This window comes from Ruegeria sp. BE3, assembly GCF_056538865.1.
The window spans coordinates 162,731-184,771 of the sequence record NZ_JBQFTW010000001.1 but is presented as its reverse complement, the minus strand read 5'-3'; the positions used below and the strand labels follow the sequence as shown (position 1 = coordinate 184,771).

The following is a 22,041-nucleotide window of genomic DNA, read 5'->3' as shown; positions in this document are numbered from 1 at the left end:
GCTAAATGGTCATGCTGCGCTATGCGGTGTATCGCTTTTTCACGATGCTGCTGACGTTGTTGGTGGTATCGGTCCTGATCTTCGTGATCATCAACCTGCCCCCCGGCGATTACCTCAGCAACCAGATCGCCGAGCTGCAGGCCTCGGGGCAATCGGCTGGCGTCGCCAAGGCGGAATTCCTTCGAAAGGAATATTCGCTGGATCGGTCTCTGCCGGAACAATACCTGATCTGGATGGGCTTCTGGCCCGGACCGCATGGGTTCGAAGGGCTGTTGCAAGGCAACTATGGCTGGTCCTTCGAATTCGATCGCCCGGTGTCCGAGATTGTCGGCGATACGCTATGGCTGACCGTCGTGGTCAATCTGGCCGCTATCCTTTTCGTTTACGCAGTCGCCCTGCCCCTCGGCGTGATCGCCGCCGCGCGATCGCGGACATGGATCGACTATACCTCGGCCTTTGTGGGTTATCTGGGCCTCGCCACGCCTAACTTTCTGCTGGCATTGATCCTGTTCTACTATGGCCATCAGTATTTCAACCTGCCCATCGGCGGCCTGATGGACCCAAAGTTCGAAGGCGAACCGATGAGCTGGGACAAGCTCAAATCCATCCTACTTCATCTGATCGTGCCAACCTTTGTGATCGGCACCTCGGGCGCGTCAGCGATGATGCAGCGCCTGCGGGCCAATATGCTGGACGAGCTTGGCAAACCCTATGTGGAAACTGCTATCGCCAAGGGCATGGCGCCATCGCGGATGCTGACGAAATACCCCCTGCGCGTGGCCTTCAACCCTTTTGTGGCCGACATCGGCAACCTGCTGCCGTCCATGGTATCAGGCTCGGTTCTGGTCTCGGTTGTTCTGGGCCTGCAAACCATCGGCCCGACCCTGCTGACGGCGCTGAAAACACAGGATCAGTTTCTGTCGGCTTTCATCCTGATGTTTGTGGCCTTGCTGACCCTGATCGGCACCATGATCTCGGACATCCTGCTGGTCATGCTCGACCCGCGCATCAGATATGAGGGGCGTGAAGCATGACCCAACGTCCCGACGGTCGCTATGTCGACGAAGCCCCTTTCGACCCACAGGCCTCGATCCAACAGCTGGAACGTGCCGATCTGGACGCACCCAACTGGGTGCTGGTCTGGCGCAAATTCAAGACCCATAAGCTGGGCCTGATATCTGGCATCTTCCTGCTGCTCTGTTACCTGATGCTGCCCTTTGCAGGTTTCATCGCACCATACGGTCCCAATGATCGGAACGGCGAGCACCTGTACGCCCCGCCTCAATCCATCAACTGGTTCCATGAGGGTGAATTCGTTGGCCCTTACGTCTATCCCATCGTGGCAGAGGCTGACCTTGAGACCTTCCAGTGGAAATTCGTCCCCGATACCGAGGACCCGCGCCCGATCCGGTTCTTCTGTGAAGGGTCCGAGTACAAGCTGGCGGGCCTGATCAAATCCGACACGCACCTGTTCTGCGCGCCCGAGGGCGCCACGCTGTTCCTTTGGGGTTCGGACCGATTGGGTCGAGACGTTTTCAGCCGCATCCTCTATGGCGCGCAATTGTCGCTGACCGTGGGTCTGATCGGCATCTCGGTGTCGTTCTTCCTGGGTATCCTGTTCGGTTCGATGGCCGGATATTTCGGAGGGCGCATCGACTGGGTCATCAATCGTGTAATTGAAATCCTGCGCTCGCTGCCGGAACTGCCCCTTTGGCTGGCCTTGTCCGCCGCTGTTCCATCGAATTGGAGCCCGGTTGCGGTGTTCTTCATCATCTCGATCATCCTCGGCATACTCGACTGGCCAGGCCTCGCCCGCTCTGTACGCGCCAAGTTCCTGTCGCTGCGGGAAGAGGAATATGTGCGCGCCGCCGAGATGATGGGCGCGAGCTCGGGCCGGGTGATCCGCAAGCACCTGCTTCCGAACTTCATGTCACACCTGATCGCGTCAGCAACACTGTCGATTCCCGCAATGATCCTTGGCGAAACCGCACTCAGCTTCCTTGGCCTTGGCCTGCGGGCCCCAGCGGTTAGTTGGGGCGTGATGCTGAACGACGCGCAGAACCTCGCTTCGATCGAGATCTACCCGTGGACCGCGATCCCGATGCTGCCGATCATCGTCGTTGTGCTGGCCTTCAACTTCCTCGGTGACGGATTGCGCGACAGTCTGGATCCCTATCAGCAATGACCCTGCTCTCTGCCCTGCCCGCAACCGACAGCTACAAGGTCATCGGGGTCGGAGCCCGCCCCAGCGCCTTTGCGGTATCCGAACTGGCGACGGCAAGCTTTGCCGCAGTGGGTCAGGAACTGGCCCGTCTGATGACAGCCCTCAACCTGTCAGCCACGCCGCCTGAGATAGCCGTGGATCACCGGCTCGCCTCTTTGTGGTATGGCTTTTCGTTCAAGCCCGAAGGGTGGAAGATGCCCAGCTTGTGGGATACCATTGCCGGGGATTACAAGGCCGCAGATGGCTGGATCAGGTTGCACACCAACCTGCCCCACCACCGCGCCGCCGCGCTCAAGGTACTGCAGGTGGAAGCGGACCGGGACACCGTGACACGCGCGATCAAAGACTGGTCCATCATCGATCTGGAAGCTGCCATCGTCGCTGAGGGAGGTGTCGCCGCCGCCATGCGCAACCGCTCCGAATGGCAGGACCACCCACAAGGGCGCGCCGTCGCCCGCGAGCCCCTGATCGGCTGGCACGGACCGCACAATGTCACTCTGCGTGATCGTCCCGAAGCGTCGGGCGAGCGACCGTTGGCCGGGCTTCGTGTACTCGACCTGACCCGCATTCTGGCCGGTCCGGTCTCGACACGGACACTTGCAGCATTCGGGGCGGACGTGTTGCGCATCGACCCTCCGGGTTGGGATGAACCCGGAGTGATCCCCGATATCTCACTAGGGAAACGCTGCGCCTATCTGGATCTGAAAACGCCGGACGGGCTGAATCAGCTGAAAGACCTATTGGCACAAGCCGATGTGCTGGTTCATGGCTATCGCCCCGGCGCACTGGACGCGCTCGGGCTGGGCAAAGCAACCCGTGACCAACTTGCCCCTAACCGGATCGAGGTCACTCTGGATGCCTATGGCTGGCAAGGTCCATGGGCCACTCGGCGCGGGTTCGACAGCCTTGTGCAAATGAGTTCAGGGATCGCCCATGCCGGTATGGCCTGGGCCTCTGCAGACAAGCCCACACCGTTGCCCGTGCAAGCTCTCGATCACGCCACGGGCTATCTGATGGCCGCGGCAGTCCTCTCAGCCATGGCCGAGGCCGCTACGGGTCACACTGTAATGGATGCCCGCCTATCGCTCGCCCGCACCGCAGAACTGCTGGCGACCCTCGCTAAGAACAGCGGCGGTGAAGACATTACCACCGCAGCTTCTTCAGATTACGCCGCACAGACCGAAGCTTCCGGCTGGGGGCCAGGCCACCGCCTGAAACCGGCCCTCACAGTCGGACCCGCCGCAATGACCTGGCGCTTGCCCGCCGCCAAACTCGGGACGTCTGACGCGGCCTGGCCGACCCCCTCAGCCTAGCGCAATCGCCGCGCGGAACGCGCGGCTTGGCCCAACGCTTTGGGCCGCGTCGCGTCAGCGACGCAGATCAAAGGGGCGGGAGAGGACCTTACCGATCGTCGCCACCAGCCGGTCCGATATCGTCCAGATAATCCTCATCAATCGCCGCCTGCACCGCTCCGGTTACCGCTTCGCGCTGCTTTGGTGTCAGGTCCTCAGCCTCCTTGTCATCCGCCAGACGCACCGTGACCTCACGATGCGCGAAACGGATGCCTTCCCGGGCAAACAGCTCGCGTATATCCTGATAGACTTTCTTGCGCACCAGCCACTGATCGCCCGGCTTGGTCATGAACTTCACCCGGATGATCATCGCCGAATCCTGCATCTCGATCACGCCTTGAGACTTCAGCGGTTGGATGAAGTTATCGCCGATCACAGGATCGCTCAGCAACTCCTGCCCCAGCTTCTTGATCAGTTTGCGCACCTTCTCAACGTCGGTGTCATAGGTCACCCGCAAGGGCAGTTTCATGATCACCCAATCACGCGAATAGTTGGTCAGAACCTTGATCTCACCAAAGGGAATAGTGTTCAGCGCCCCAAGGTGATGCCGCAACTGGAACGACCGGACCGAGATCTTCTCAACCGTTCCCTTCACGTCGCCGATATCGATATATTCGCCCTTCCGGAACGCATCATCCATCAGGAAGAACGCCCCCGAAAAGATGTCTCGAACCAAAGTCTGCGACCCAAAGCCAACGGCCAAACCGACGACACCGGCACCTGCAAACAGGGGGCTGACATTGATGCCGAGTTCCATCAGCACGATCAGCGCAATCGTCACCACGACCACCGCCAATATCGCCCCGCGAAACAGGGGCAGCAACGTCGCCAGACGGCTTTGCCCGCCTTCGCCGCCTTCGTCACCCAGCTCCGCCTCTGCGCCTCCGTCGTCAACCTCCTCGGCGATCTTGCTGTCAATCCAGACCCGGAAAAAGTGGAACAGGATATAGCCGATGAACAGGATTACCATCACATCCAGCGCCCGACCAACCGGCAGATCCTCGCTCCAGTTCGCTTGCGGGTTCCAGATCACTACCAAGGCATAGAGGCCTACGACAAAAGCCAGAATACCGGCCACACGGCGGGCGAGATCCTCGTAAGTCAGGATAGCGTATTTACGCTTTTCGGCCTCAAGTGTGGCGGTTTCTGCTTCGGCCTTGGCCTCCGCGTCTTCCGCTTCCGCATTCAACTCTTCAATCTTGCGATTGCGATCAAAATAGCGCTCAAGCAGATAGTTCATCGCCCCGTAGGCCACGACAACCGACATAAAGATCGCATAGCTGCTGGCCACAATCGGGATCGAGTCCTCGACCTCAAGCACAAGATCGACTGCCAGCTTGAGCCAGCTGAAGACCAAATAGAGGATCAATACCGGTGCCCAGGCGAACGAGATGAAACGCAAAATCCACGACACCTGATCGGGGGCTCGCCCGCCCCGGATCGCATTTGAAATGGCACGCGCGTTGAACAGGATCATCAACACATTACCCAACGCCCCGGCCAGGGTCAGCGAGCCGTACACCATGGCATAGACATTGTAGTTCAGACCGAAATCAGCGACCCAGGTCGAGAACAAAACCACCGAAATATCATAGGTCGCCAGCGCCGATGCCCAGACATACAACCGTTTCGCATCCCGGTCCGAGAAGGGCGGCAATCGATATTGGCTGAGGTAGGGCGACAGAACCATGCGCCACAGGTCCGACACTGTGCGCGACAGGAAGAACGCCGTGAAGATCGCAGTTACGGTGAACTGAATCGAGATATCCTCGGCCTCGCCAAAGAACAGATATCCGACGATCAGCGCCATGAGCATGGCAAAGACCGTACCGCCAATCCCCATCAAGAAGCGGAACACCAGGAACGGCATCTTCTCGCGATAGCCATGAGGCTGTTCCTTGATCCGCGCCACGACAAAGCGCTTGGCGATACGTTTGCCGTAGATTTCCGTCGACAACCAGCGCCCCAGCAACAGGAATAAAATGTTCCAGAACAGCACTTCGACATAGGTTTGGATGCGACCATCCGGGCTGGTCTGTCTTAGGACATATTTTACTTCAAAAACTGAGTAGGGCAGCGCCTCAAGTCGCGAACGAACGGATTCGCGGAAGTCAGAAAAGCGCTCCTGCGCTTTCATAAGCTGTGATCCCTCACCCATGGAGTCAGCAGCTGACGACTCATTCGCCGCGCTGCCTGAGGCGGGTGTTGAAACCACCTGACCGGCACTATCGATCACGATAACGCTGGCCCCCGCCTCGGATGCAGCCCGGATAGCCGCCGCCACATCCTCATTCTCTGAGGTCGCGGTACCGGACTCTTCCGTCCCTCCGATGGGATAGCCTGGAATAAGCGACTGCGCCGCCGCCGCTGAAACAAATGCCAGCGACAGCGCCCAAAACACCAGCACCAATCCGGCAAGAACTTTCTTTTTCATGATACGTTTCATCCAATTCGCGGTTGCAGGGCAGCCTATAGAACCTGTCGAGCTGGTTCAAATCCTCACCACACGCCATCACAACATCGTCCTGCATCCGTGTTCTCGTGACACCGCTGGCTATAAGGTGTTTTCAAGCCAACGAAAATTGAATATGACAACTCAGAGAAATACGATGTTGGAGACCTGCCTCGAAAACCCCTGTTCAAAGTGGCCCACAGATGGCTTGGCCAGCAAAAGCTGTTGCCAATTCGCAATGTTTGCCACATTTGCACGGTGCGCTCTGCCGCTTTGGCAAGCAGGCACGGAACATATAAGATAACAGATGCAAACGCGCGGAATTGCACTGGAACCCGAAACAGGCAAAGCATGAGCCTAAGAACAGCACACGAAAAACACGGCCGCGCCCCGCGCATCCTGCTCTACAGTCACGATACGTTCGGTCTGGGTCATCTAAGACGGTCCCGGGCATTGGCTGCCGCTATCACGCAGGCGGATCCGCGCGCCTCAGCTCTGATTCTGACGGGTTCTCCGGTGGCCGGGCGCTTCACTTTCCCGCGTCGCGTGGACCATGTGCGCCTGCCTGGTGTTACCAAGCGTGCCGACGGCTCTTACGCGTCGCGGACTATCGGCATGGGTATCGAGGAAGTCACCGAGCTGCGATCCAGCCTGATCCAGACCGCGGTTGAGCAATTCGATCCTGACGTGTTGATCGTCGACAAGGAACCCACCGGGTTTCGCGGAGAGCTGCTGCCGACGCTCGAATATCTGGAGTATTCTCGCTCGACAAAATTGGTACTCGGCCTGCGTGACGTGCTGGATGAACCCGAAGTTCTGGCCGCTGAATGGCAACGCAAGGACGCAATCGCAGCGACCGAACGGTTCTACGACGAAATCTGGGTTTATGGCCTGCGCTCGATCTATGATCCCACGCAAGGGTTGCCCCTCAGCCCCGCGACGCAGCAGCGGATACATTGGACAGGCTACTTGCGGCGCGATCTGGGACCAGTCGGTGAGCCGCCCGAGCAGCCTTATATCCTGATCACCCCCGGCGGTGGTGGCGACGGCAAGGCGATGGTCAACCTCGTTCTTTCGGCCTACGAAAAGGACCCCGATCTGTCACCTCGCGCAGTTCTGGTTTATGGTCCGTTCCTGTCGGGCGAGCTGCGGGAGGATTTCGAAACCCGCGTCGCCGCACTGAACGGCCGGGTTACGGCGGTTGGCTTCGAATCCCAGATCGAGACGCTTTTTGCCGGTGCCGCCGGTGTTGTCTGCATGGGCGGATACAACACCTTCTGCGAAGTTCTGTCCTTCGACAAGCCCGCCGTAATCGTGCCGCGTACGACCCCACGGCTTGAACAATGGATCCGCGCCTCACGCGCGGAAGATCTGGGCCTTGTGCAGATGTTGGATGAAACGCGCGACGGACTGACGGCGGACGCAATGATCCAAGCGATCCGTGATCTGTCAGACCAGCCCCTCCCCTCACAAGCCATTCGTGCGGGGTTGCTGGATGGCCTGAAATACGTCACCCATCGTATCGATGCCCTGCTGGGTGCGGAACAAGAGCGCGCCATCGGATGACGGCCAAATCCCCCAAGCTAGCGGTGCTGGTCAAAGGCTGGCCGCGCCTGTCCGAGACGTTCATTGCACAGGAACTGGTGGCCCTGCAGGACGCCGGGCACCAGTTCGATATCTGGTCCCTGCGCCACCCCACCGACACCAAACGCCACCCGCTGCACGACAGATTTCAGGGGCAGGTTCATTACCTGCCGGAATATCTGTATGATGAACCGCAACGTCTGCAGGCTGCGCGCCAGATCGCAATGCGCTTGCCCGGCTATCAACAAGCCTATGACATCTGGCGGCAGGATCTGCGACGCGATCCCTCCCATAACCGTATCCGCCGCTTTGGCCAGGCCTGCGTATTGGCTGCCGAGCTTCCCGAGCAGACACAAGCGCTTTATGCGCATTTCATGCACACGCCCTCATCGGTCGCGCGCTATGCCGCAATCATACGCGGCCTGCCCTGGAGCTTTTCGGCCCACGCCAAAGACATCTGGACCTCACCCGATTGGGAAAAGCGTGAGAAGCTGCAAGCGGCAACATATGGGGCGGCCTTTGGCGCGACCTGCACAGCCATCGGTGCCGCGCATTTGCGCTCACTTGCCGACGATCCGGAACGGGTCGACCTGATCTATCACGGGCTGGATCTGTCACGGTTTCCCGCCCCTCCTCAACGCGCACCACGTCAGGCGGGTTCGCCGTTCCGCATGCTCTCGGTCGGGCGTCTGGTCGAAAAGAAAGGTATTGACCGGCTTCTTGAGGCGCTCGCGCTTTTGCCGAAGACGCTGGATTGGCACTGGGTCCATATCGGCGGCGGTACACTCGGCGATGCGCTGAAAGCCCAAGCCGATGCGGCGGGGTTGACCTCGCGGATCACGTGGAAGGGAGCCTGCGATCAGCCCGAGGTGATTGCCGAAATGCAGCACTCAGATCTGTTTGTCCTGCCCAGCCGTATCGCGGAAGACGGCGACCGGGACGGGTTACCGAACGTGCTGATGGAAGCGGCGTCTCAACGTTTGCCGATCCTCTCCACTCCGATTTCGGCCATACCCGAGTTCATCGAAGATGGCGTCCACGGCGTCTTGTCCAGCGACGAACCGACGGCACTGGCCAGCGCGATCATCAAGTTAGCCGAGCATCCCGATACTTCAATCTGTATGGCCGCGGCCGCTCATGATCGGTTGATCGCGGACTTCCAGATGGACCCAGGCATTCGCCGCCTGTCTGAGCGGCTGAAAACCTTGTGTACGGATGACGTCTGATGGCGCGGGTTGCATTCTATGCGCCGATGAAATCCCCCGACAGCCCTAAACCCTCGGGCGATCGCGAAATGGCACGGAACCTCATGACAGCGATCGCGGCGCAGGGGGACAGCGTCGAGCTCGCCTCGCAACTCCGCATCTACGACAAAACGGGTGATTCACAGGTGCAAGAGACGTTTCTGGCCCAAGCACAGGCGGAAACCGAGCGACTGGTTCAGGGCCTGCCTGCTGATACAAACCTTTGGGTGACTTATCACAATTACTACAAGGCCCCTGACCTGTTGGGGCCGGAAATCTGCCGTGCGCGTGGCATCCCGTACGTACAGCTTGAAAGCACCCGCGCCACAAGTCGGCTGAACGGCCCTTGGGATCGCTTCGCCCACTACGCCCATGCGGCCTGTGATGCAGCGCAGGTTATCTTCTACCATACGGCAAACGACCTGATCACATTGCAGCGAGAGCGTTACGGCAATCAGCAGCTTACCGAGCTACCCCCGTTCCTGCCGATCACAGACCTGCCGAAAGCTTCATCTCAAGATGGCCCCATGCTGACCGTAGGAATGATGCGAGACGGCGACAAGCTGAGCTCATACACCATTCTGGCTGAAACTCTGGCGCATCTGACCGGTGACTGGGTTCTGGACATCGCGGGTGACGGTCCCGCCCGCCCACAGGTTGAAGCGTTGATGGCACCCTTTGAAGATCGTGTCCGGTTTCTCGGGCAGTTGAACCGGGCGACATTGCAACAGGTCTACGAGCGCGCATCACTGTTGATCTGGCCTGGTTTCAATGAAGCTTACGGAATGGTCTACCTTGAGGCGCAGGCCAGCGGCATACCCGTGGCGGCGCAAGATCGCCCCGGCGTGCGCGATGTTCTTCTGCCTTCCGATTATCCATCTGTTGAGGCCGGAACGGCCGGGCTGGCCACACGTATACAGACCTTTTGCGCTGATCCTGATTTGCGCCGCAGAGAAGGCGAACGCGCGCGCGCGCACATTGCCAAACGACATCTGATGCCCGCTGCGACAAATACCTTCTGGTCCGCCGTTCGCCCGTTGCTGGAAGATCAACCATGAGCCGTTTAGCGCTACTACGCCACGGACATACGGACTGGAACCGCGCGGGCCGCATTCAAGGACGCAGTGACATACCGCTTGATGCCGATGCACGCGCCGAACTGTCAGTATATTGCCTGCCTGCCCCATGGGACACGGCATCGGTCTGGTCCAGCCCCTTATCACGAGCAGCGGAAACCGCGCTGCTGGTCTCGGGTCAGACCCCAAAAACATCCGAAGCCTTGACCGAAATGAACTGGGGCGAATGGGAAGGGCAGCGTGGCGTCGACCTTATCCAGATACCGGACAGCGGCTACCGGCACATAGAGGATTGGGGCTGGGGCTTCCGGCCCCCCGGAGGCGAAAGCCCGGCAGACCTTTGGACTCGGATTGCACCATGGCTGGAGACCCTTCAGGGTGACACGCTTGCCGTCTGCCACATCGGCATCATGCGGGTGATCCTTGCCAAGGCATGGGACTGGGATTTCTCAGGCCCCGCCCCGTTCAAGATCAAGCGAAACAGACTATATATCGTGGACCTCAGCACCATGCGGGCCGAGGTCGAACCAATCAGACTGATCCGAAGCGAGGCCCATCCATGAGGGTCATGATCACCGTAACTCATTTGTTGGGAACCGGGCACCTGAGCCGCGCACTGACTTTGGGTCGCGCCTTTGTTCAGCAAGGCCATGAGGTTTTTGTGATCTCAGGCGGGATGCCTGCGCCACAGCTTGACACGCGCGGGATGACATTGCTGGGGTTGCCGCCGCTGCGATCGGATGGCACCAACTTTACGCGCCTTCTGGACCAGAGCGGAGAGGTGGCAGACCCGGACTATCTGGCCGCGCGTGTTACCGCACTGACAGAGGCGCTGCGCAGGTTTCAACCTGAGATATTCATCACTGAGCTTTATCCGTTCGGCCGTCGCTCGCTTGCGCCCGAATTTCTGGCGGCGCTCGAGGTCGCACAAGCCTTGCCGACCCCGCCAGTCATTCTCAGTTCGATCCGCGATATCCTCGCGCCGCCCTCGAAACCCGCTAAAGCCGAACGCGCGGATGAAATCATTGCACAGTTCTACGACAGTGTTCTTGTTCATTCCGATCCCGACATCGCCCCGCTGCAGATAAGCTGGCCTGTATCGGATCAACTGGCCGCACGCCTGCACTATACAGGCTTTGTTGCGGCAGCCGCACCGCTGCCGCATCCCGAAGGCCTGGGGCAGGATGAAATTGTGGTCAGCGCAGGCGGAGGGTCAGTTGGCCAACCGATCTTTCGCTCGGCCATCGAGGCCGCGCGAAAGATGCCCAACAGGCGTTGGCGCCTGTTGGTAGGTGGGCAAGACGCACGGTCGCGCATTAATGAATTGTCGGCTCTTGCCGGAGATATCCCGATCACCATTGAACCTGTTCGATCAGACTTTCGGCAAATGCTGCCGCTTGCTGCCGCGTCGGTCAGTATGTGCGGCTACAACACGGCAATGGATTTGCTGCAAAGCGGCACGCCTTCGGTTCTCATACCCTTCGATGACGGCAAAGAAGTCGAACAAAGTCTGCGCGCAGGCAGTCTTGCCAAGTTGGATGGCGTCACTGTTCTGAAAAGTGACGATCTGGATGGCGCGTCCCTTGCTGACGCATTGGCACGCGTCATGTCAGGACCGGATCGCGCGCCCATGACCCACGGATTCAACGGTGCCCAACGCGCGGTGGAGATCGCGACCAGCTTGCGGAGGGCCAAAGGATGACCCCCGATTGGCGACCCTTGCAAGCAGAACTGGATCTTTGGCGCAAGGCGGGCCTCACTCTGCCACTCTGGTGGCGAGACGACGATGCCGTTTCAGTCACCCGGCAGCTCGATCAATTGACGGCGCTGTCTGATGAGCTTGGTCTGCCCGCCCACTTGGCGGTGATCCCGCAAGGCGCTGAAGCTGAACTCGTAGCTTATGTGCAAGCCAGTCCTGCTTTGATCCCGGTCGTGCACGGTTGGGCGCATCGGAACCATGCACCGCAAGGCGAGAAAAAGGCGGAGTTTCGCCTCCATCGACCAATCGAGGCAATCACCGCTGACGCTGAGGCGGGTCTGATGCGGCTCAAGATGTTGTTCGGCGAATACCTGCGCCCGATGTTTGTTCCCCCCTGGAACCGGATCGCGCCTGAAGCCGCGGAGCGCCTGCCCGCTTTGGGCTATCGCATTCTCTCGACGTCTACGCCACGCAAATCCGAATTGGCAGCGCCGGGTTTGAAACAAGTGAACACTCATCTGGATCCCATCGACTGGCACGGCACGCGCGGTCTGGCCGACCCCGAGCACCTTGTCTTGCAAACCGTGCAGCTCTTGCAGGATCGCCGTGAAGGACGGACTGACAACACGGAACCGTTTGGTGTGTTGACGCACCATCTGGTCCATGATCAAGACATCTGGGATTTTACGAGAGACTTGCTGCAACGATTGCTCGATGGGCCGGGTAAACCCTGGACCGCTGCATAAGACCCTCAACTGGAAGGAAAGCCCGAATGAGCAGACTTGATTCAATGCTGCGCCGCCTGACGGCTCAGCGCGACGGGCTGAACTGGGCCGCTGCGCAGATCGAAGGCGAGGATGGCGATGTTTTGGACATGGGGTTGGGCAATGGCCGCACTTACGATCATCTTCGGGAAATCTTACCTGCGCGTCGAATCTGGGTGATGGATCGGGTCCTGCAATGTCACCCCGATAGTACGCCTCCGGAAGAGGATTTCCTGCAGGGTGAGGCGGAACCCATGTTGGAAAAGCTGGCCACACAAGGGCGAACCATAGCGTTGGCGCATTATGATTTCGGGCGCGGCATCAAATCCGAGGATGTGGCAGAGGCCGCGCGCCTCAGCCCCTTGATAGCGCAGGTGATGCGCCCCGGAGCGTTGCTGATCTCGGGCCAACCCTTGGTCGGGTTCGACCAAATCGCGGGACCCGAAACCATCGCTCCGGACCGGTATCTTTTCTACCGCGCCTGATTTGACGCAAGGATGTATCGAGAAACCGAGATGGAGTTCACACGCTACGCAGTCTATTTCCTGCCACCGCCTGAGGCTGAATGGGTCCGATTCTGCAAGGCATGGCTGGGCTGGGACGTGGACGAAGGCCAGCCAATTCCCCATCCAGATCTTTCCGATATTGATGTTGCTGCCACAACAGAAACGCCGCGCAGATACGGCCTGCACGCGACCCTGAAGCCACCATTTCGTCTGCGAGAGGGGCAAACTCTGGCTGCTTTGAAAGCTGCCTGCAGAGAACTTGCGCAAACGCAGCGACTGGCGGTTGTATCAGGATTGCACATCGCCCCGCTGGGTCGATTTCTGGCTCTTGTGCCGGGTGGTGACACCACAGCTGTCAACACACTTGCCGCCGCTTGCGTACGCGATCTGGACAGGTTCCGAATGCCATTGACTGACTCTGAACTGGCGCGCCGTCGCACGGCCAGACTAACGACAGAGCAGGAAAGCAATCTGATCCGTTGGGGGTATCCGCATGTAATGGGTACTTTTCGCTTTCACATCACTCTGAGCAGCAAGCTCAGCAAACCGACCCTGCGACAGGTTCAAACCCTGCTAGAGGCGAGGCTACATCCGATACTGCCCGAACCACTGGAGATCCGTGATCTGGCACTGGTCGGAGAAGCTTCTGATGGCCGATTTCACCTGCTGGAACGCATCCCCTTGGGCGCTTGAGAGAGGATTGCCCCAAATCACGAGCGTAGGGGCTACCCATCGAAGCCTCAGGCAGCTATATGGCCTCGCAAACCAGATCTCACATGAGGCCCGCCATGAGCTTTGATTGCTCCATCAAGATCGCACCTTCCATCTTGTCTGCCGATTTCGCCAATTTCGGACAGGAAATTCAGGCCATCGAAGCACAAGGGGCGGATTGGGTCCACGTCGATGTGATGGATGGGCATTTCGTGCCAAACCTCACTTTCGGCCCGCCTGCTGTCAAAGCGTTCCGTCCGCATGTGAAAACAGTGATGGACGTGCACCTGATGATCTCTCCGGTCGATCCCTACATTCAGGCTTATGCCGATGCGGGCGCCGACATCCTGACCGCCCATGTTGAGGCCGGACCGCATACACACAGGACGCTGCAGGCCATCCGCGGTGCCGGTATGAAGGCAGGTGTCGCGCTGAACCCAGGCACTCCGGCGGAGGCGGTTGAGCATTTGCTGGAGCTGACCGATCTGGTCTGCGTGATGACCGTAAACCCCGGCTTTGGCGGTCAGAAGTTCATCGACATGACGGCCAAAGTACGTCGACTGCGCGAAATGATCGGCGATCGCCCCGTGCATATCGAGATTGACGGTGGCGTTGATCCCGCCACGGCCCCTCTGGTCGCTGCTGCAGGTGCTGATGTTCTAGTTGCCGGGTCTGCGGTGTTCAAAGGCGGATCGGTGACCAATCCGTCGGTCTACGGCGACAACATTCGTGCCGTACGCACTGCTGCTGAAAGCGCCATCGGCTGAGCACAAGCGCTCCCGCCAGTCATCGACATTCCTGACGGAATGCCTCCTCCTGTTGGGCCCGGCATCGCGCGACGCGCGATGCCGGGCCCAAGGCCGTAAGCGGTATTGGCGCAGCCAATGTTGCGCGGGCGCGGGAGTACACCAGCGGGCGTTGTCACTCTGATTTATTCAGGTCATCAAAGCTGCGACCCTCGGCAACCAACTGCTCCAGCAAAGGCGCAGGTTGCCAGAAATACGGATCCTCTTCTGACCATTCGCGAATATCGCTTAACAGGTCCGGCAGCCCCTGCAGGTCGGCCCATTTCAGCGGCCCGCCCCAAAAGCGCGGAAAGCCGTAACCGTAGAGCAACGTAACATCCACATCCAACGGTCGACGTGCAATCCCCTCACCCACGACGCGCGCCGCTTCGTTCACCATCGCAACCATGTAACGTCGCACAATTTCCTCATCCGAGAAACTTCGCACAGTCAGTCCCTGCGCCACCCGGTCGGCTTCGATCAGATTCATGACCTCCGGGTTGGGAGTGCCGCCGCGTTGCCCTTTCTGATAAATATAGTACCCCTTGCCGGTTTTCTGACCAAAATGACCAGCCTCACACAGCTTGTCGACATAAAAACTATCCCGCGCTCGCGGGTCTAGACCTGCCGCGCGTTTGCGCTTACGGGTGGCCCAGCCGATATCCAGACCGGCCAGATCCGAAACTGCAAACGGACCCATCGCAAACCCGAACTCTATCAGAGCCTTGTCGATCTGAAACGGTGACGCGCCATCCAGAACCATGTGATCGGCACACGCCCGATAGGCGCTGAGGATCCGATTGCCGATAAACCCGTCACACACACCAGCGCGGACTGAGACCTTGCCCAATCGTTTGCCCAGCGCAAAGCCAGTCGCGACCACCTCGGGCGCTGTCTGATCAGCCACAACGATTTCCAGCAGCTTCATGACATGGGCAGGCGAGAAAAAGTGTAACCCGATGACCGCATCTGGCCGGCTGATCAAACCCGCAATCTCATTGATGTCGAGATAAGAGGTGTTGGTCGCCAGAACCGCCCCCTTCTTACAAACAGCATCCAGCTGCGCGAAGACCTGTTTCTTGACGTCCATGTCTTCAAAGACGGCTTCGATCACAAGATCCGTAGCGCTCAGTGCCTCGTAATCGGTCGCCAGAACCAACTTGTTCTGCAGTATGTCGTCATGATCCTCGGGGCTCAGCTTGCCGCGTTTCACTGCGCCAGCCAGATTCCCCGCGATCCGCTCTCTGGCCGCCCGCGCCGCCTCCGACGACATTTCGAGCAGAACGACCGGCAGGCCTGACAGCAAAGCCGCCGTTGCAATACCCGCGCCCATGGTGCCACCGCCGATGACCCCGACTTGATGCAGTTCCTTCGGTGCGACCCCCTCCAATTCCGGCAATTTTGAAACTGCGCGTTCGGCGAAAAAGGCGTGGATCAGCCCTTTGCGCTGGTCTGAGGCCATGAGCTCCATGAACAATTCCCGCTCGCGCGTCAGGCCCGCTGCGAAATCCTCTGCTTCACAGGCGGCCTGAACGGCGCGAACGGCGACCGCGGGCGACAACTGGCCCCGCCCCTTCTTGAGCACGGCGTCATAAGCAGCGTCAAAATCAATTGGTGCGGGCTTGGGCATGTCGCAGACTGCGCGGCGCGGCGCGTTGCTGTCGAGCAGTTCACGTGTATAGGCCAACCCGATTTCGCGGGGATCACCCTCTTGCACGCGATCCAGCACTCCCATCTCCAATGCTTCGGGGGCGAGCACGTGCCGCCCGGTTGTGATCATGTCCAAAGCCTTCTCGACCCCCGTTACGCGCGGCAGGCGTTGCGTTCCACCTGCGCCGGGCAGGATACCCAGATTAACCTCGGGCAGCCCGACCTTGGCCGATGGCACCGCGATACGGTAGTGACACGACAAAGCCACCTCGAGCCCGCCGCCCAGAGCAGTCCCGTGCAAAGCCGACACCACCAACAGAGGCGATGCCTCGATACGGTCGCAAAGCGCAGGCAAATAAGGCTTTTGCGGCGATTTGCCGAACTCCCGGATATCGGCGCCTGCAAAGTATGTCCGTCCCTCTCCATAGATCAGCACGGCGCGCGCGCCCTCGGACTCGGCGCGCTCGACCCCCTCTAGAATGCCGCGGCGCATGTCGACGCCCAGCGCATTTACGGGCGGATTCTGTGCGGCCAGCACCGCGATATCTTCGATTTTCTCATAGCTGATCACCTGGGACATGCGCATGACCTCTCTACCCGCGTCACTTATTTGACAGAGACTGAACTGGTCGGGCCGCGTATTCAAGTATATTTTCGACCAACCGTTCGGTTTTTAAATTATGAGCTCTCTAACGCTTATGTGACGCCCCCCTGCATGCCAACGCGCTAACTTGAGCAAAATAAGCTCAATTGAGCCTACGCGGACGTACCGGACAATTTCGTTGGACCGGCACCAAAACAGGGAGACATGAAATGTGTGATGTATGCGTAATGAACGCCGTCAAGGATCGGATGATGTCACGGCGATCCTTCTTCAAGGCGGGCGCGGCTGTGGCAGCCGGTACAGCGCTTGGGACGGCCAGTGCGCCTCCGGCATTGGCGGCTGGCCTTCGGGAAGTTGTGGACATGACCCACATCTATGACGCCGACTTCCCAACGTACTTTGGCGAGCCCGGCATCGAAGCCACGCAATCCTTCAATTTCAAGGATCACGGATTTAATCTGTTCAATCTTGCGGTCAACGAACATACCGGCACGCATATTGATGCGCCGCTGCATTTCTCGGCAGACGGTCAGTCGGTTGACGAGATCCCGGTATCGAACCTTGTCTGCCCGCTCTGCGTGGTCGATATCGCTGCCAAGGCGACCGAGAATGCGGATGCGCAGGTCACCCCGGATGACCTGAAGGTCTGGATTGACGCAAACGGCCCAATACCCGACGGCGCCTGCGTGGCGATGCATTCCGGCTGGGGAACCAAGACCGCCACAGCGGGTTTCCGGAATACCGATGATGAGGGCAAAATGCACTTCCCTGGATTCCATGTCGAAGCCGCTCAGATGTTGATAGATGAGACTGGCGCGGTTGCGCTGGCCGTCGACTCTCTGTCTCTGGATCATGGGCCATCTGCAGATTTCGCAACCCACTATGCGTGGCTGCCGACCAATCGTTATGGCATCGAGAACCTGGCCAATCTCGACAAGGTTCCCGCCAGCGGCGCGACGCTCATTGTGGGTGCTCCGGCGCATCGTGGCGGAACGGGTGGACCGGCGCGCATCTTCGCAATGGTCTGAGACATCTGTAGGCAAATTGACGCATCGTGTGGGCGAAGCTTCGGCTTTGCCCATATTTTTAGGGGAAATATTCCACTTTCGCGCTTTGAATTGCGCACGCCGCACAGCTGCTATGTCATGGGTGCTGTGGTTGTATTGTCTGGCCCGCGATACACACGTTCCCGAAACTCAACGATCAACGGGGCTCAAACATATGCGATCATCAGCAACGCAAAACCTCTCGCTGCAGTCAGCCTTCGAAGCCACCACCGACATCGCCAGAGGCATTTTGCAGGCCTTCACAGAAATCGGAGAGGCACGAGTAAAAGTTCACAGGATTCAAGCGCTTTGGTCTCTGTCCGACGCAGAGCTGGCCGCCCGCAGCCTGCGCCGCGAAGACATTGTGCGTCTGGTCATAGCGGACGTGATCTAACCAACCTTGATCGCCTTTTTCAGAGAAACCCGCATCCCTGCGGGTTTTTCTTTGGGCTGCGCTAATATGTTACCAATTTTTCACCACAGGAGCAATCACGTTACATTTTACTTGCCGCGAATCATCTTCATGACTATTAACCGACCCATCGGTCACTTAATGACGTGACATCAAATTCGGAGCCCTCGCCCTATGGACGCCTTTATCTGCGACGCTCAGCGCACCCCAATCGGACGGTATGGCGGAAGCCTCAGCCAGGTGCGCACGGATGATCTGGCAGCAATCCCGATTTCGGCCCTGATGGCGCGCAACCCACAGGTCGATTGGACAAGCGTGGACGATGTGATCTACGGCGACGCCAATCAGGCCGGGGAAAGCAACCGCAACGTTGCGCGGATGGCTGCTCTGCTGGCGGGACTGCCTGTGGATGTACCTGGCACGACGATCAACCGGCTTTGTGCCTCCGGCATGGATGCGGTCGGCATGGCGGCCCGTGCAATCCGGGCCGGGGATTATGACATGGCGATCGCTGGCGGCGTCGAGAGCATGTCCCGCGCGCCATTTGTGATGCCCAAAGCCACCTCGGCCTTCTCGCGAGCCAATGCGGTTTATGACACCACAATCGGCTGGCGCTTCGTGAATCCCAAAATGCAGCAAAATTTTGGTATCGACTCGATGCCCGAAACAGCAGATAACGTAGCGGAAGCTTATGGTATCAGCCGTTCCGATCAGGACGCCTTTGCCGAACGCAGCCAGGCCCGCTGGGCCGCGGCGCACCAGACCGGGGTGTTTCAGGAGGAGATCACCCCGGTCACAATCCCCCAGCGCAAAGGCGACCCTGTCGTGGTTGACACGGACGAGCACCCGCGCCCGGGAACTACAGCCGAGAAACTGTCAGGCCTGAAGGGCATCAACGGACCGGACAAAACCGTGACCGCTGGGAATGCCTCGGGCGTAAACGACGGGGCCGCCGCCATTCTGATGGCAAATGAGGCAACCGCAGCAAAGAACAATCTCACCCCGATTGCCCGTGTGGTCGGCATGTCCGTTGCCGGGGTCGAACCGCGCGTGATGGGCATTGGCCCGGTTCCGGCCAGCCAAAAGGTGCTGGCCCGCGCCGGGCTGAGCATCGAACAGATGGATGTGATAGAATTGAATGAGGCCTTTGCCTCACAAGGGCTGGCGACGTTGCGCGAGTTGGGCGTGGCAGACGACGCGCCGCATGTGAACCCGAACGGCGGCGCAATTGCGATCGGTCACCCGCTTGGGATGAGCGGTGCGCGGCTGGTGATGACCGCCGCCTATCAACTGCGCCGCACGGGCGGGCGCTATGCGCTTTGCACCATGTGCGTGGGCGTTGGCCAGGGGGCCGCACTTATTCTCGAACGCGTGTAAGGGAGGAGACCTCACATGTATGCTCAGATGATCAAGACAGCCGGAACAGGCGTGAAATCCCGCGAGGAGATGACCGAGCAGGAGCGCGCCTTTCAGGACAAGATTGACGCCGATATCAAGATCGAGCCCAAGGACTGGATGCCCGACGACTATCGCGCGACACTGATCCGTCAAATTGGACAGCACGCGCATTCCGAGATCGTCGGTCAGCTGCCCGAAGGCAACTGGATCACCCGCGCACCCACGCTGGAGCGCAAGGCAATCCTGCTGGCAAAGGTGCAGGATGAAGCCGGGCACGGCCTGTATCTCTATTGCGCCGCCGAAACGCTGGGCGTCAGCCGCGATGAGATCACCGAGATGCTGCTGGATGGACGCATGAAATACTCGTCGATCTTCAACTATCCAACGCTGAACTGGGCCGATATCGGTGCGGTCGGATGGCTGGTCGATGGGGCCGCGATCATGAACCAGGTTCCGTTGCAGCGGACGTCCTTCGGACCCTACTCGCGCGCGATGATCCGCATTTGCAAGGAAGAATCGTTCCACCAGCGTCAGGGTTATGACGCGATCCGCAAGATGGCCGAAGGCACGCCCGAACAGCGCAGGATGGCGCAGGACGCGATGAACCGTCTGTGGTACCCGTCGCTGATGATGTTCGGGCCATCGGACAAGGAAAGCGTGCATTCCGCGCAATCCATGGCTTGGAAGATCAAGATCAACACCAATGATGAGCTGCGCCAGAAGTTCGTGGACCAGACCGTGCCACAGGCCGAGTATCTAGGTCTGACCATTCCCGACCCGGACCTGAAATGGAACGAAGAGCGGGGCCACTACGACTACACCGACCCGGACTGGTCCGAGTTCTTCGATGTGATCAAGGGCAACGGCCCATGTAACGTCGACCGTTTGGCCGCGCGCAACAAGGCCTGGGACGACGGTAAATGGGTTCGTGACGGGCTGCTGGCCCATGCCCGCAAGAAACGCGCTACAAATCTGGCTGCAGAATAAGACTGCCCTGAGGAGGATACCAAATGAACAACGAATGGCCCCTGTGGGAAATCTTCATCCGCGGACAACATGGCATGAGCCACCGCCATGTCGGATCGTTACACGCGCCAGACGCCGAGATGGCGATCAAAAATGCCCGCGACGTCTATACCCGCCGCAATGAAGGCGTTTCGATCTGGGTGGTTGAGGCCAACAACATCTCGGCCTCATCGCCCAGCGACAAAGGTCCGCTGTACGAGCCCAGCGAAAGCAAGGTGTACCGCCATCCAACCTTCTTCGACATTCCCGAAGAAGTGGGGGCGATGTAATGAGTGCTCCGGTTTCCAATGACGCTTTGCTGCAGTTCCTGCTGCGAATGGGGGACAACACCCTGATCCTTGGCCATCGCGTCAGCGAATGGTGCGGCCATGCACCGGTGCTTGAGGAAGACATCGCTCTGGCCAATACCGCGCTGGACCTGATCGGTCAGACCCAGATGTGGCTGGGCCTTGCAGGAGAGATCAATGGCGGCAAGAGCGCTGATGATCTAGCCTTTCTGCGCGACGCCTGGGATTTCCGCAACGTACTGCTGGTAGAAGTTCCCAACGGAGATTTCGGACGCACTCTGATGCGTCAGTTCCTGTTTGATGCGTGGCATTCAATCATGCTCGGGCGTCTGATGAAATCATCCGACGAACGAGTTGCCGCGATCGCTGCCAAAGCCAGCAAAGAGGTCACCTATCACCTCGAACGTTCGGGCGATACGGTCGTCGGTCTGGGCGACGGGACCGAAGAAAGCCATGCCCGCATGCAAGAGGCGCTGGATTACCTTTGGCCCTATGTGGGCGAGATGTTTGCCAGCGACGACGTGGATGCCGAGATGGTTACGGCGGGGATCGCCCCGAGCCCGGCTGATCTGCGCGCAGAATATGACGCTCTAGTCGAGCGCATCCTGACCGAAGCGACCCTGACCATTCCAGAAAGCCGCTTTGCCCACAAAGGCGGACGCGATGGTCGCATGCATACCGAGCATCTGGGCCACTTGCTGACGCAAATGCAGTGGCTGCAACGCGCCTATCCCAGCGCAAAGTGGTAAGGATCGATGCGGGCCTCAACGGATCAGGTTTGGCAATGGCTCGACGCCGTACCAGACCCCGAGATTCCAGTGATCTCGGTCGTCGATCTGGGTATCGTGCGCGATGTTCAATGGGATGATGACACTCTGAAGGTCACGGTCACGCCGACCTATTCTGGCTGTCCGGCGACCTCGGTGATCAGCATGGACATCGAAACCGCACTACGTGACCACGGGATCAGCGATTTGCGGATCGAGACCAGCATCTCGCCGGCGTGGACCACCGATTGGCTCAGCAAAAAAGGCCGTGCCAAACTTGAAGATTACGGCATCGCCCCGCCCCAGCCCGCAGGCGGCCCCGAACGTTGCCCGCACTGCGGCAGCAAGGCGGTTGAGAAGGTCAGCCAGTTCGGCTCGACCCCATGCAAGGCCCATTGGCGCTGCACCGACTGCCTGGAACCTTTTGACTATTTCAAGTGCATCTGAGGGAGGA

The 22,041-nt window shown here is 59.3% G+C and carries 21 protein-coding genes; 19 read left to right on the top strand and 2 right to left on the bottom strand.

Annotated features, from left to right (window positions below; all coding sequences use genetic code 11):
* Positions 1 to 5: 5 nt before the first annotated feature.
* The 3 genes from ACR0AZ_RS00905 to ACR0AZ_RS00895 are packed head-to-tail and all read left to right on the top strand — an operon-like array spanning position 6 to position 3,537.
* The gene (locus tag ACR0AZ_RS00905; protein ID WP_480469035.1) at positions 6 to 1,034 is read left to right on the top strand and encodes an ABC transporter permease; all 1,029 of its coding nucleotides are present in this window, start codon (positions 6 to 8) and stop codon (positions 1,032 to 1,034) included.
* Positions 1,031 to 2,185 (top strand): ABC transporter permease, encoded by a 1,155-nt coding sequence (locus ACR0AZ_RS00900; RefSeq protein ID WP_480469034.1) that lies wholly within the window; start codon positions 1,031 to 1,033, stop codon positions 2,183 to 2,185. The genes ACR0AZ_RS00905 and ACR0AZ_RS00900 overlap by 4 nt, the downstream gene beginning before the upstream one ends.
* On the top strand, positions 2,182 to 3,537 hold the full coding sequence (locus tag ACR0AZ_RS00895; RefSeq protein ID WP_480469033.1) for a CoA transferase: 1,356 nt from the start codon (positions 2,182 to 2,184) through the stop codon (positions 3,535 to 3,537). Before ACR0AZ_RS00900 ends, ACR0AZ_RS00895 begins: the two co-directional genes overlap by 4 nt.
* A gap of 88 nt (positions 3,538 to 3,625) precedes the next feature.
* Here ACR0AZ_RS00895 and ACR0AZ_RS00890 read toward each other — a convergent pair whose 3' ends face one another.
* Positions 3,626 to 6,010 (bottom strand): mechanosensitive ion channel domain-containing protein, encoded by a 2,385-nt coding sequence (locus ACR0AZ_RS00890; protein ID WP_480469032.1) that lies wholly within the window; start codon positions 6,008 to 6,010, stop codon positions 3,626 to 3,628.
* Positions 6,011 to 6,379: 369 nt separating this feature from the next.
* Here ACR0AZ_RS00890 and ACR0AZ_RS00885 point away from each other — a divergent pair, with 369 nt between their 5' ends.
* The 9 genes from ACR0AZ_RS00885 to rpe all read left to right on the top strand — a co-directional run bounded on the left by ACR0AZ_RS00885 (position 6,380) and on the right by rpe (position 14,379).
* Entirely contained in the window at positions 6,380 to 7,594 is a 1,215-nt protein-coding gene (locus ACR0AZ_RS00885; protein WP_480469031.1) for a glycosyltransferase family protein, read from the top strand.
* Entirely contained in the window at positions 7,591 to 8,838 is a 1,248-nt protein-coding gene (locus ACR0AZ_RS00880) for a glycosyltransferase (protein WP_480469030.1), read from the top strand. Before ACR0AZ_RS00885 ends, ACR0AZ_RS00880 begins: the two co-directional genes overlap by 4 nt.
* Positions 8,838 to 9,914, top strand: a complete 1,077-nt coding sequence (locus ACR0AZ_RS00875) for a glycosyltransferase family 4 protein (protein WP_480469029.1) — start codon at positions 8,838 to 8,840, stop codon at positions 9,912 to 9,914. The genes ACR0AZ_RS00880 and ACR0AZ_RS00875 overlap by 1 nt, the downstream gene beginning before the upstream one ends.
* Entirely contained in the window at positions 9,911 to 10,495 is a 585-nt protein-coding gene (locus tag ACR0AZ_RS00870; RefSeq protein ID WP_480469028.1) for a histidine phosphatase family protein, read from the top strand. Before ACR0AZ_RS00875 ends, ACR0AZ_RS00870 begins: the two co-directional genes overlap by 4 nt.
* Positions 10,492 to 11,634, top strand: a complete 1,143-nt coding sequence (locus tag ACR0AZ_RS00865) for a glycosyltransferase family protein (RefSeq protein WP_480666550.1) — start codon at positions 10,492 to 10,494, stop codon at positions 11,632 to 11,634. Before ACR0AZ_RS00870 ends, ACR0AZ_RS00865 begins: the two co-directional genes overlap by 4 nt.
* Positions 11,631 to 12,377 (top strand): polysaccharide deacetylase family protein, encoded by a 747-nt coding sequence (locus tag ACR0AZ_RS00860; RefSeq protein ID WP_480666549.1) that lies wholly within the window; start codon positions 11,631 to 11,633, stop codon positions 12,375 to 12,377. Before ACR0AZ_RS00865 ends, ACR0AZ_RS00860 begins: the two co-directional genes overlap by 4 nt.
* A 26-nt stretch (positions 12,378 to 12,403) precedes the next feature.
* A complete protein-coding gene (locus ACR0AZ_RS00855) occupies positions 12,404 to 12,880 on the top strand; it encodes a class I SAM-dependent methyltransferase (RefSeq protein ID WP_480469025.1) in 477 nt (158 codons plus the stop codon).
* Between the two features lie 12 nt (positions 12,881 to 12,892).
* Positions 12,893 to 13,594, top strand: coding sequence for a DUF1045 domain-containing protein (locus tag ACR0AZ_RS00850; RefSeq protein WP_480666548.1), 702 nt, complete (start codon positions 12,893 to 12,895; stop codon positions 13,592 to 13,594).
* Between the two features lie 95 nt (positions 13,595 to 13,689).
* The gene (rpe, locus tag ACR0AZ_RS00845) at positions 13,690 to 14,379 is read left to right on the top strand and encodes a ribulose-phosphate 3-epimerase (protein ID WP_480666546.1); all 690 of its coding nucleotides are present in this window, start codon (positions 13,690 to 13,692) and stop codon (positions 14,377 to 14,379) included.
* Between the two features lie 154 nt (positions 14,380 to 14,533).
* Here rpe and ACR0AZ_RS00840 read toward each other — a convergent pair whose 3' ends face one another.
* Positions 14,534 to 16,627 (bottom strand): 3-hydroxyacyl-CoA dehydrogenase NAD-binding domain-containing protein, encoded by a 2,094-nt coding sequence (locus tag ACR0AZ_RS00840; RefSeq protein ID WP_480666545.1) that lies wholly within the window; start codon positions 16,625 to 16,627, stop codon positions 14,534 to 14,536.
* Between the two features lie 233 nt (positions 16,628 to 16,860).
* On the opposite strand from ACR0AZ_RS00840, the gene ACR0AZ_RS00835 reads away from it, so the two are divergent.
* The 7 genes from ACR0AZ_RS00835 to paaD all read left to right on the top strand — a co-directional run bounded on the left by ACR0AZ_RS00835 (position 16,861) and on the right by paaD (position 22,034).
* Positions 16,861 to 17,679 carry a cyclase family protein gene (locus ACR0AZ_RS00835; RefSeq protein ID WP_480666544.1) on the top strand — a complete coding sequence of 273 codons (819 nt, stop codon included), beginning with the start codon at positions 16,861 to 16,863 and terminating at the stop codon, positions 17,677 to 17,679.
* A gap of 193 nt (positions 17,680 to 17,872) precedes the next feature.
* Positions 17,873 to 18,091, top strand: a complete 219-nt coding sequence (locus ACR0AZ_RS00830) for a DUF1127 domain-containing protein (protein ID WP_480469020.1) — start codon at positions 17,873 to 17,875, stop codon at positions 18,089 to 18,091.
* Between the two features lie 192 nt (positions 18,092 to 18,283).
* A complete protein-coding gene (pcaF, locus tag ACR0AZ_RS00825) occupies positions 18,284 to 19,486 on the top strand; it encodes a 3-oxoadipyl-CoA thiolase (protein ID WP_480469019.1) in 1,203 nt (400 codons plus the stop codon).
* Positions 19,487 to 19,501: 15 nt separating this feature from the next.
* Positions 19,502 to 20,494, top strand: a complete 993-nt coding sequence (paaA, locus tag ACR0AZ_RS00820) for a 1,2-phenylacetyl-CoA epoxidase subunit PaaA (protein ID WP_480469018.1) — start codon at positions 19,502 to 19,504, stop codon at positions 20,492 to 20,494.
* Positions 20,495 to 20,517: 23 nt separating this feature from the next.
* Positions 20,518 to 20,802 (top strand): 1,2-phenylacetyl-CoA epoxidase subunit PaaB, encoded by a 285-nt coding sequence (gene paaB, locus ACR0AZ_RS00815; protein ID WP_170404692.1) that lies wholly within the window; start codon positions 20,518 to 20,520, stop codon positions 20,800 to 20,802.
* Complete coding sequence (gene paaC, locus ACR0AZ_RS00810; RefSeq protein WP_480469017.1) at positions 20,802 to 21,569, top strand: 1,2-phenylacetyl-CoA epoxidase subunit PaaC; 768 nt, start codon at positions 20,802 to 20,804, stop codon at positions 21,567 to 21,569. The genes paaB and paaC overlap by 1 nt, the downstream gene beginning before the upstream one ends.
* A 6-nt stretch (positions 21,570 to 21,575) precedes the next feature.
* A complete protein-coding gene (gene paaD / locus ACR0AZ_RS00805) occupies positions 21,576 to 22,034 on the top strand; it encodes a 1,2-phenylacetyl-CoA epoxidase subunit PaaD (protein ID WP_480469016.1) in 459 nt (152 codons plus the stop codon).
* Positions 22,035 to 22,041 lie beyond the last annotated feature (7 nt).

What these genes read in the sequence shown, in the direction of transcription:
- ACR0AZ_RS00905 (WP_480469035.1), top strand. Translation starts at nt 6, where the DNA reads ATGGTCATGCTGCGCTATGCGGTGTATCGCTTTTTCACGATGCTGCTG.
- ACR0AZ_RS00900 (WP_480469034.1), top strand. Translation starts at nt 1,031, where the DNA reads ATGACCCAACGTCCCGACGGTCGCTATGTCGACGAAGCCCCTTTCGAC.
- ACR0AZ_RS00895 (WP_480469033.1), top strand. Translation starts at nt 2,182, where the DNA reads ATGACCCTGCTCTCTGCCCTGCCCGCAACCGACAGCTACAAGGTCATC.
- ACR0AZ_RS00890 (WP_480469032.1), bottom strand. Translation starts at nt 6,010, where the DNA reads ATGAAAAAGAAAGTTCTTGCCGGATTGGTGCTGGTGTTTTGGGCGCTG.
- ACR0AZ_RS00885 (WP_480469031.1), top strand. Translation starts at nt 6,380, where the DNA reads ATGAGCCTAAGAACAGCACACGAAAAACACGGCCGCGCCCCGCGCATC.
- ACR0AZ_RS00880 (WP_480469030.1), top strand. Translation starts at nt 7,591, where the DNA reads ATGACGGCCAAATCCCCCAAGCTAGCGGTGCTGGTCAAAGGCTGGCCG.
- ACR0AZ_RS00875 (WP_480469029.1), top strand. Translation starts at nt 8,838, where the DNA reads ATGGCGCGGGTTGCATTCTATGCGCCGATGAAATCCCCCGACAGCCCT.
- ACR0AZ_RS00870 (WP_480469028.1), top strand. Translation starts at nt 9,911, where the DNA reads ATGAGCCGTTTAGCGCTACTACGCCACGGACATACGGACTGGAACCGC.
- ACR0AZ_RS00865 (WP_480666550.1), top strand. Translation starts at nt 10,492, where the DNA reads ATGAGGGTCATGATCACCGTAACTCATTTGTTGGGAACCGGGCACCTG.
- ACR0AZ_RS00860 (WP_480666549.1), top strand. Translation starts at nt 11,631, where the DNA reads ATGACCCCCGATTGGCGACCCTTGCAAGCAGAACTGGATCTTTGGCGC.
- ACR0AZ_RS00855 (WP_480469025.1), top strand. Translation starts at nt 12,404, where the DNA reads ATGAGCAGACTTGATTCAATGCTGCGCCGCCTGACGGCTCAGCGCGAC.
- ACR0AZ_RS00850 (WP_480666548.1), top strand. Translation starts at nt 12,893, where the DNA reads ATGTATCGAGAAACCGAGATGGAGTTCACACGCTACGCAGTCTATTTC.
- rpe (WP_480666546.1), top strand. Translation starts at nt 13,690, where the DNA reads ATGAGCTTTGATTGCTCCATCAAGATCGCACCTTCCATCTTGTCTGCC.
- ACR0AZ_RS00840 (WP_480666545.1), bottom strand. Translation starts at nt 16,627, where the DNA reads ATGTCCCAGGTGATCAGCTATGAGAAAATCGAAGATATCGCGGTGCTG.
- ACR0AZ_RS00835 (WP_480666544.1), top strand. Translation starts at nt 16,861, where the DNA reads ATGTGTGATGTATGCGTAATGAACGCCGTCAAGGATCGGATGATGTCA.
- ACR0AZ_RS00830 (WP_480469020.1), top strand. Translation starts at nt 17,873, where the DNA reads ATGCGATCATCAGCAACGCAAAACCTCTCGCTGCAGTCAGCCTTCGAA.
- pcaF (WP_480469019.1), top strand. Translation starts at nt 18,284, where the DNA reads ATGGACGCCTTTATCTGCGACGCTCAGCGCACCCCAATCGGACGGTAT.
- paaA (WP_480469018.1), top strand. Translation starts at nt 19,502, where the DNA reads ATGTATGCTCAGATGATCAAGACAGCCGGAACAGGCGTGAAATCCCGC.
- paaB (WP_170404692.1), top strand. Translation starts at nt 20,518, where the DNA reads ATGAACAACGAATGGCCCCTGTGGGAAATCTTCATCCGCGGACAACAT.
- paaC (WP_480469017.1), top strand. Translation starts at nt 20,802, where the DNA reads ATGAGTGCTCCGGTTTCCAATGACGCTTTGCTGCAGTTCCTGCTGCGA.
- paaD (WP_480469016.1), top strand. Translation starts at nt 21,576, where the DNA reads ATGCGGGCCTCAACGGATCAGGTTTGGCAATGGCTCGACGCCGTACCA.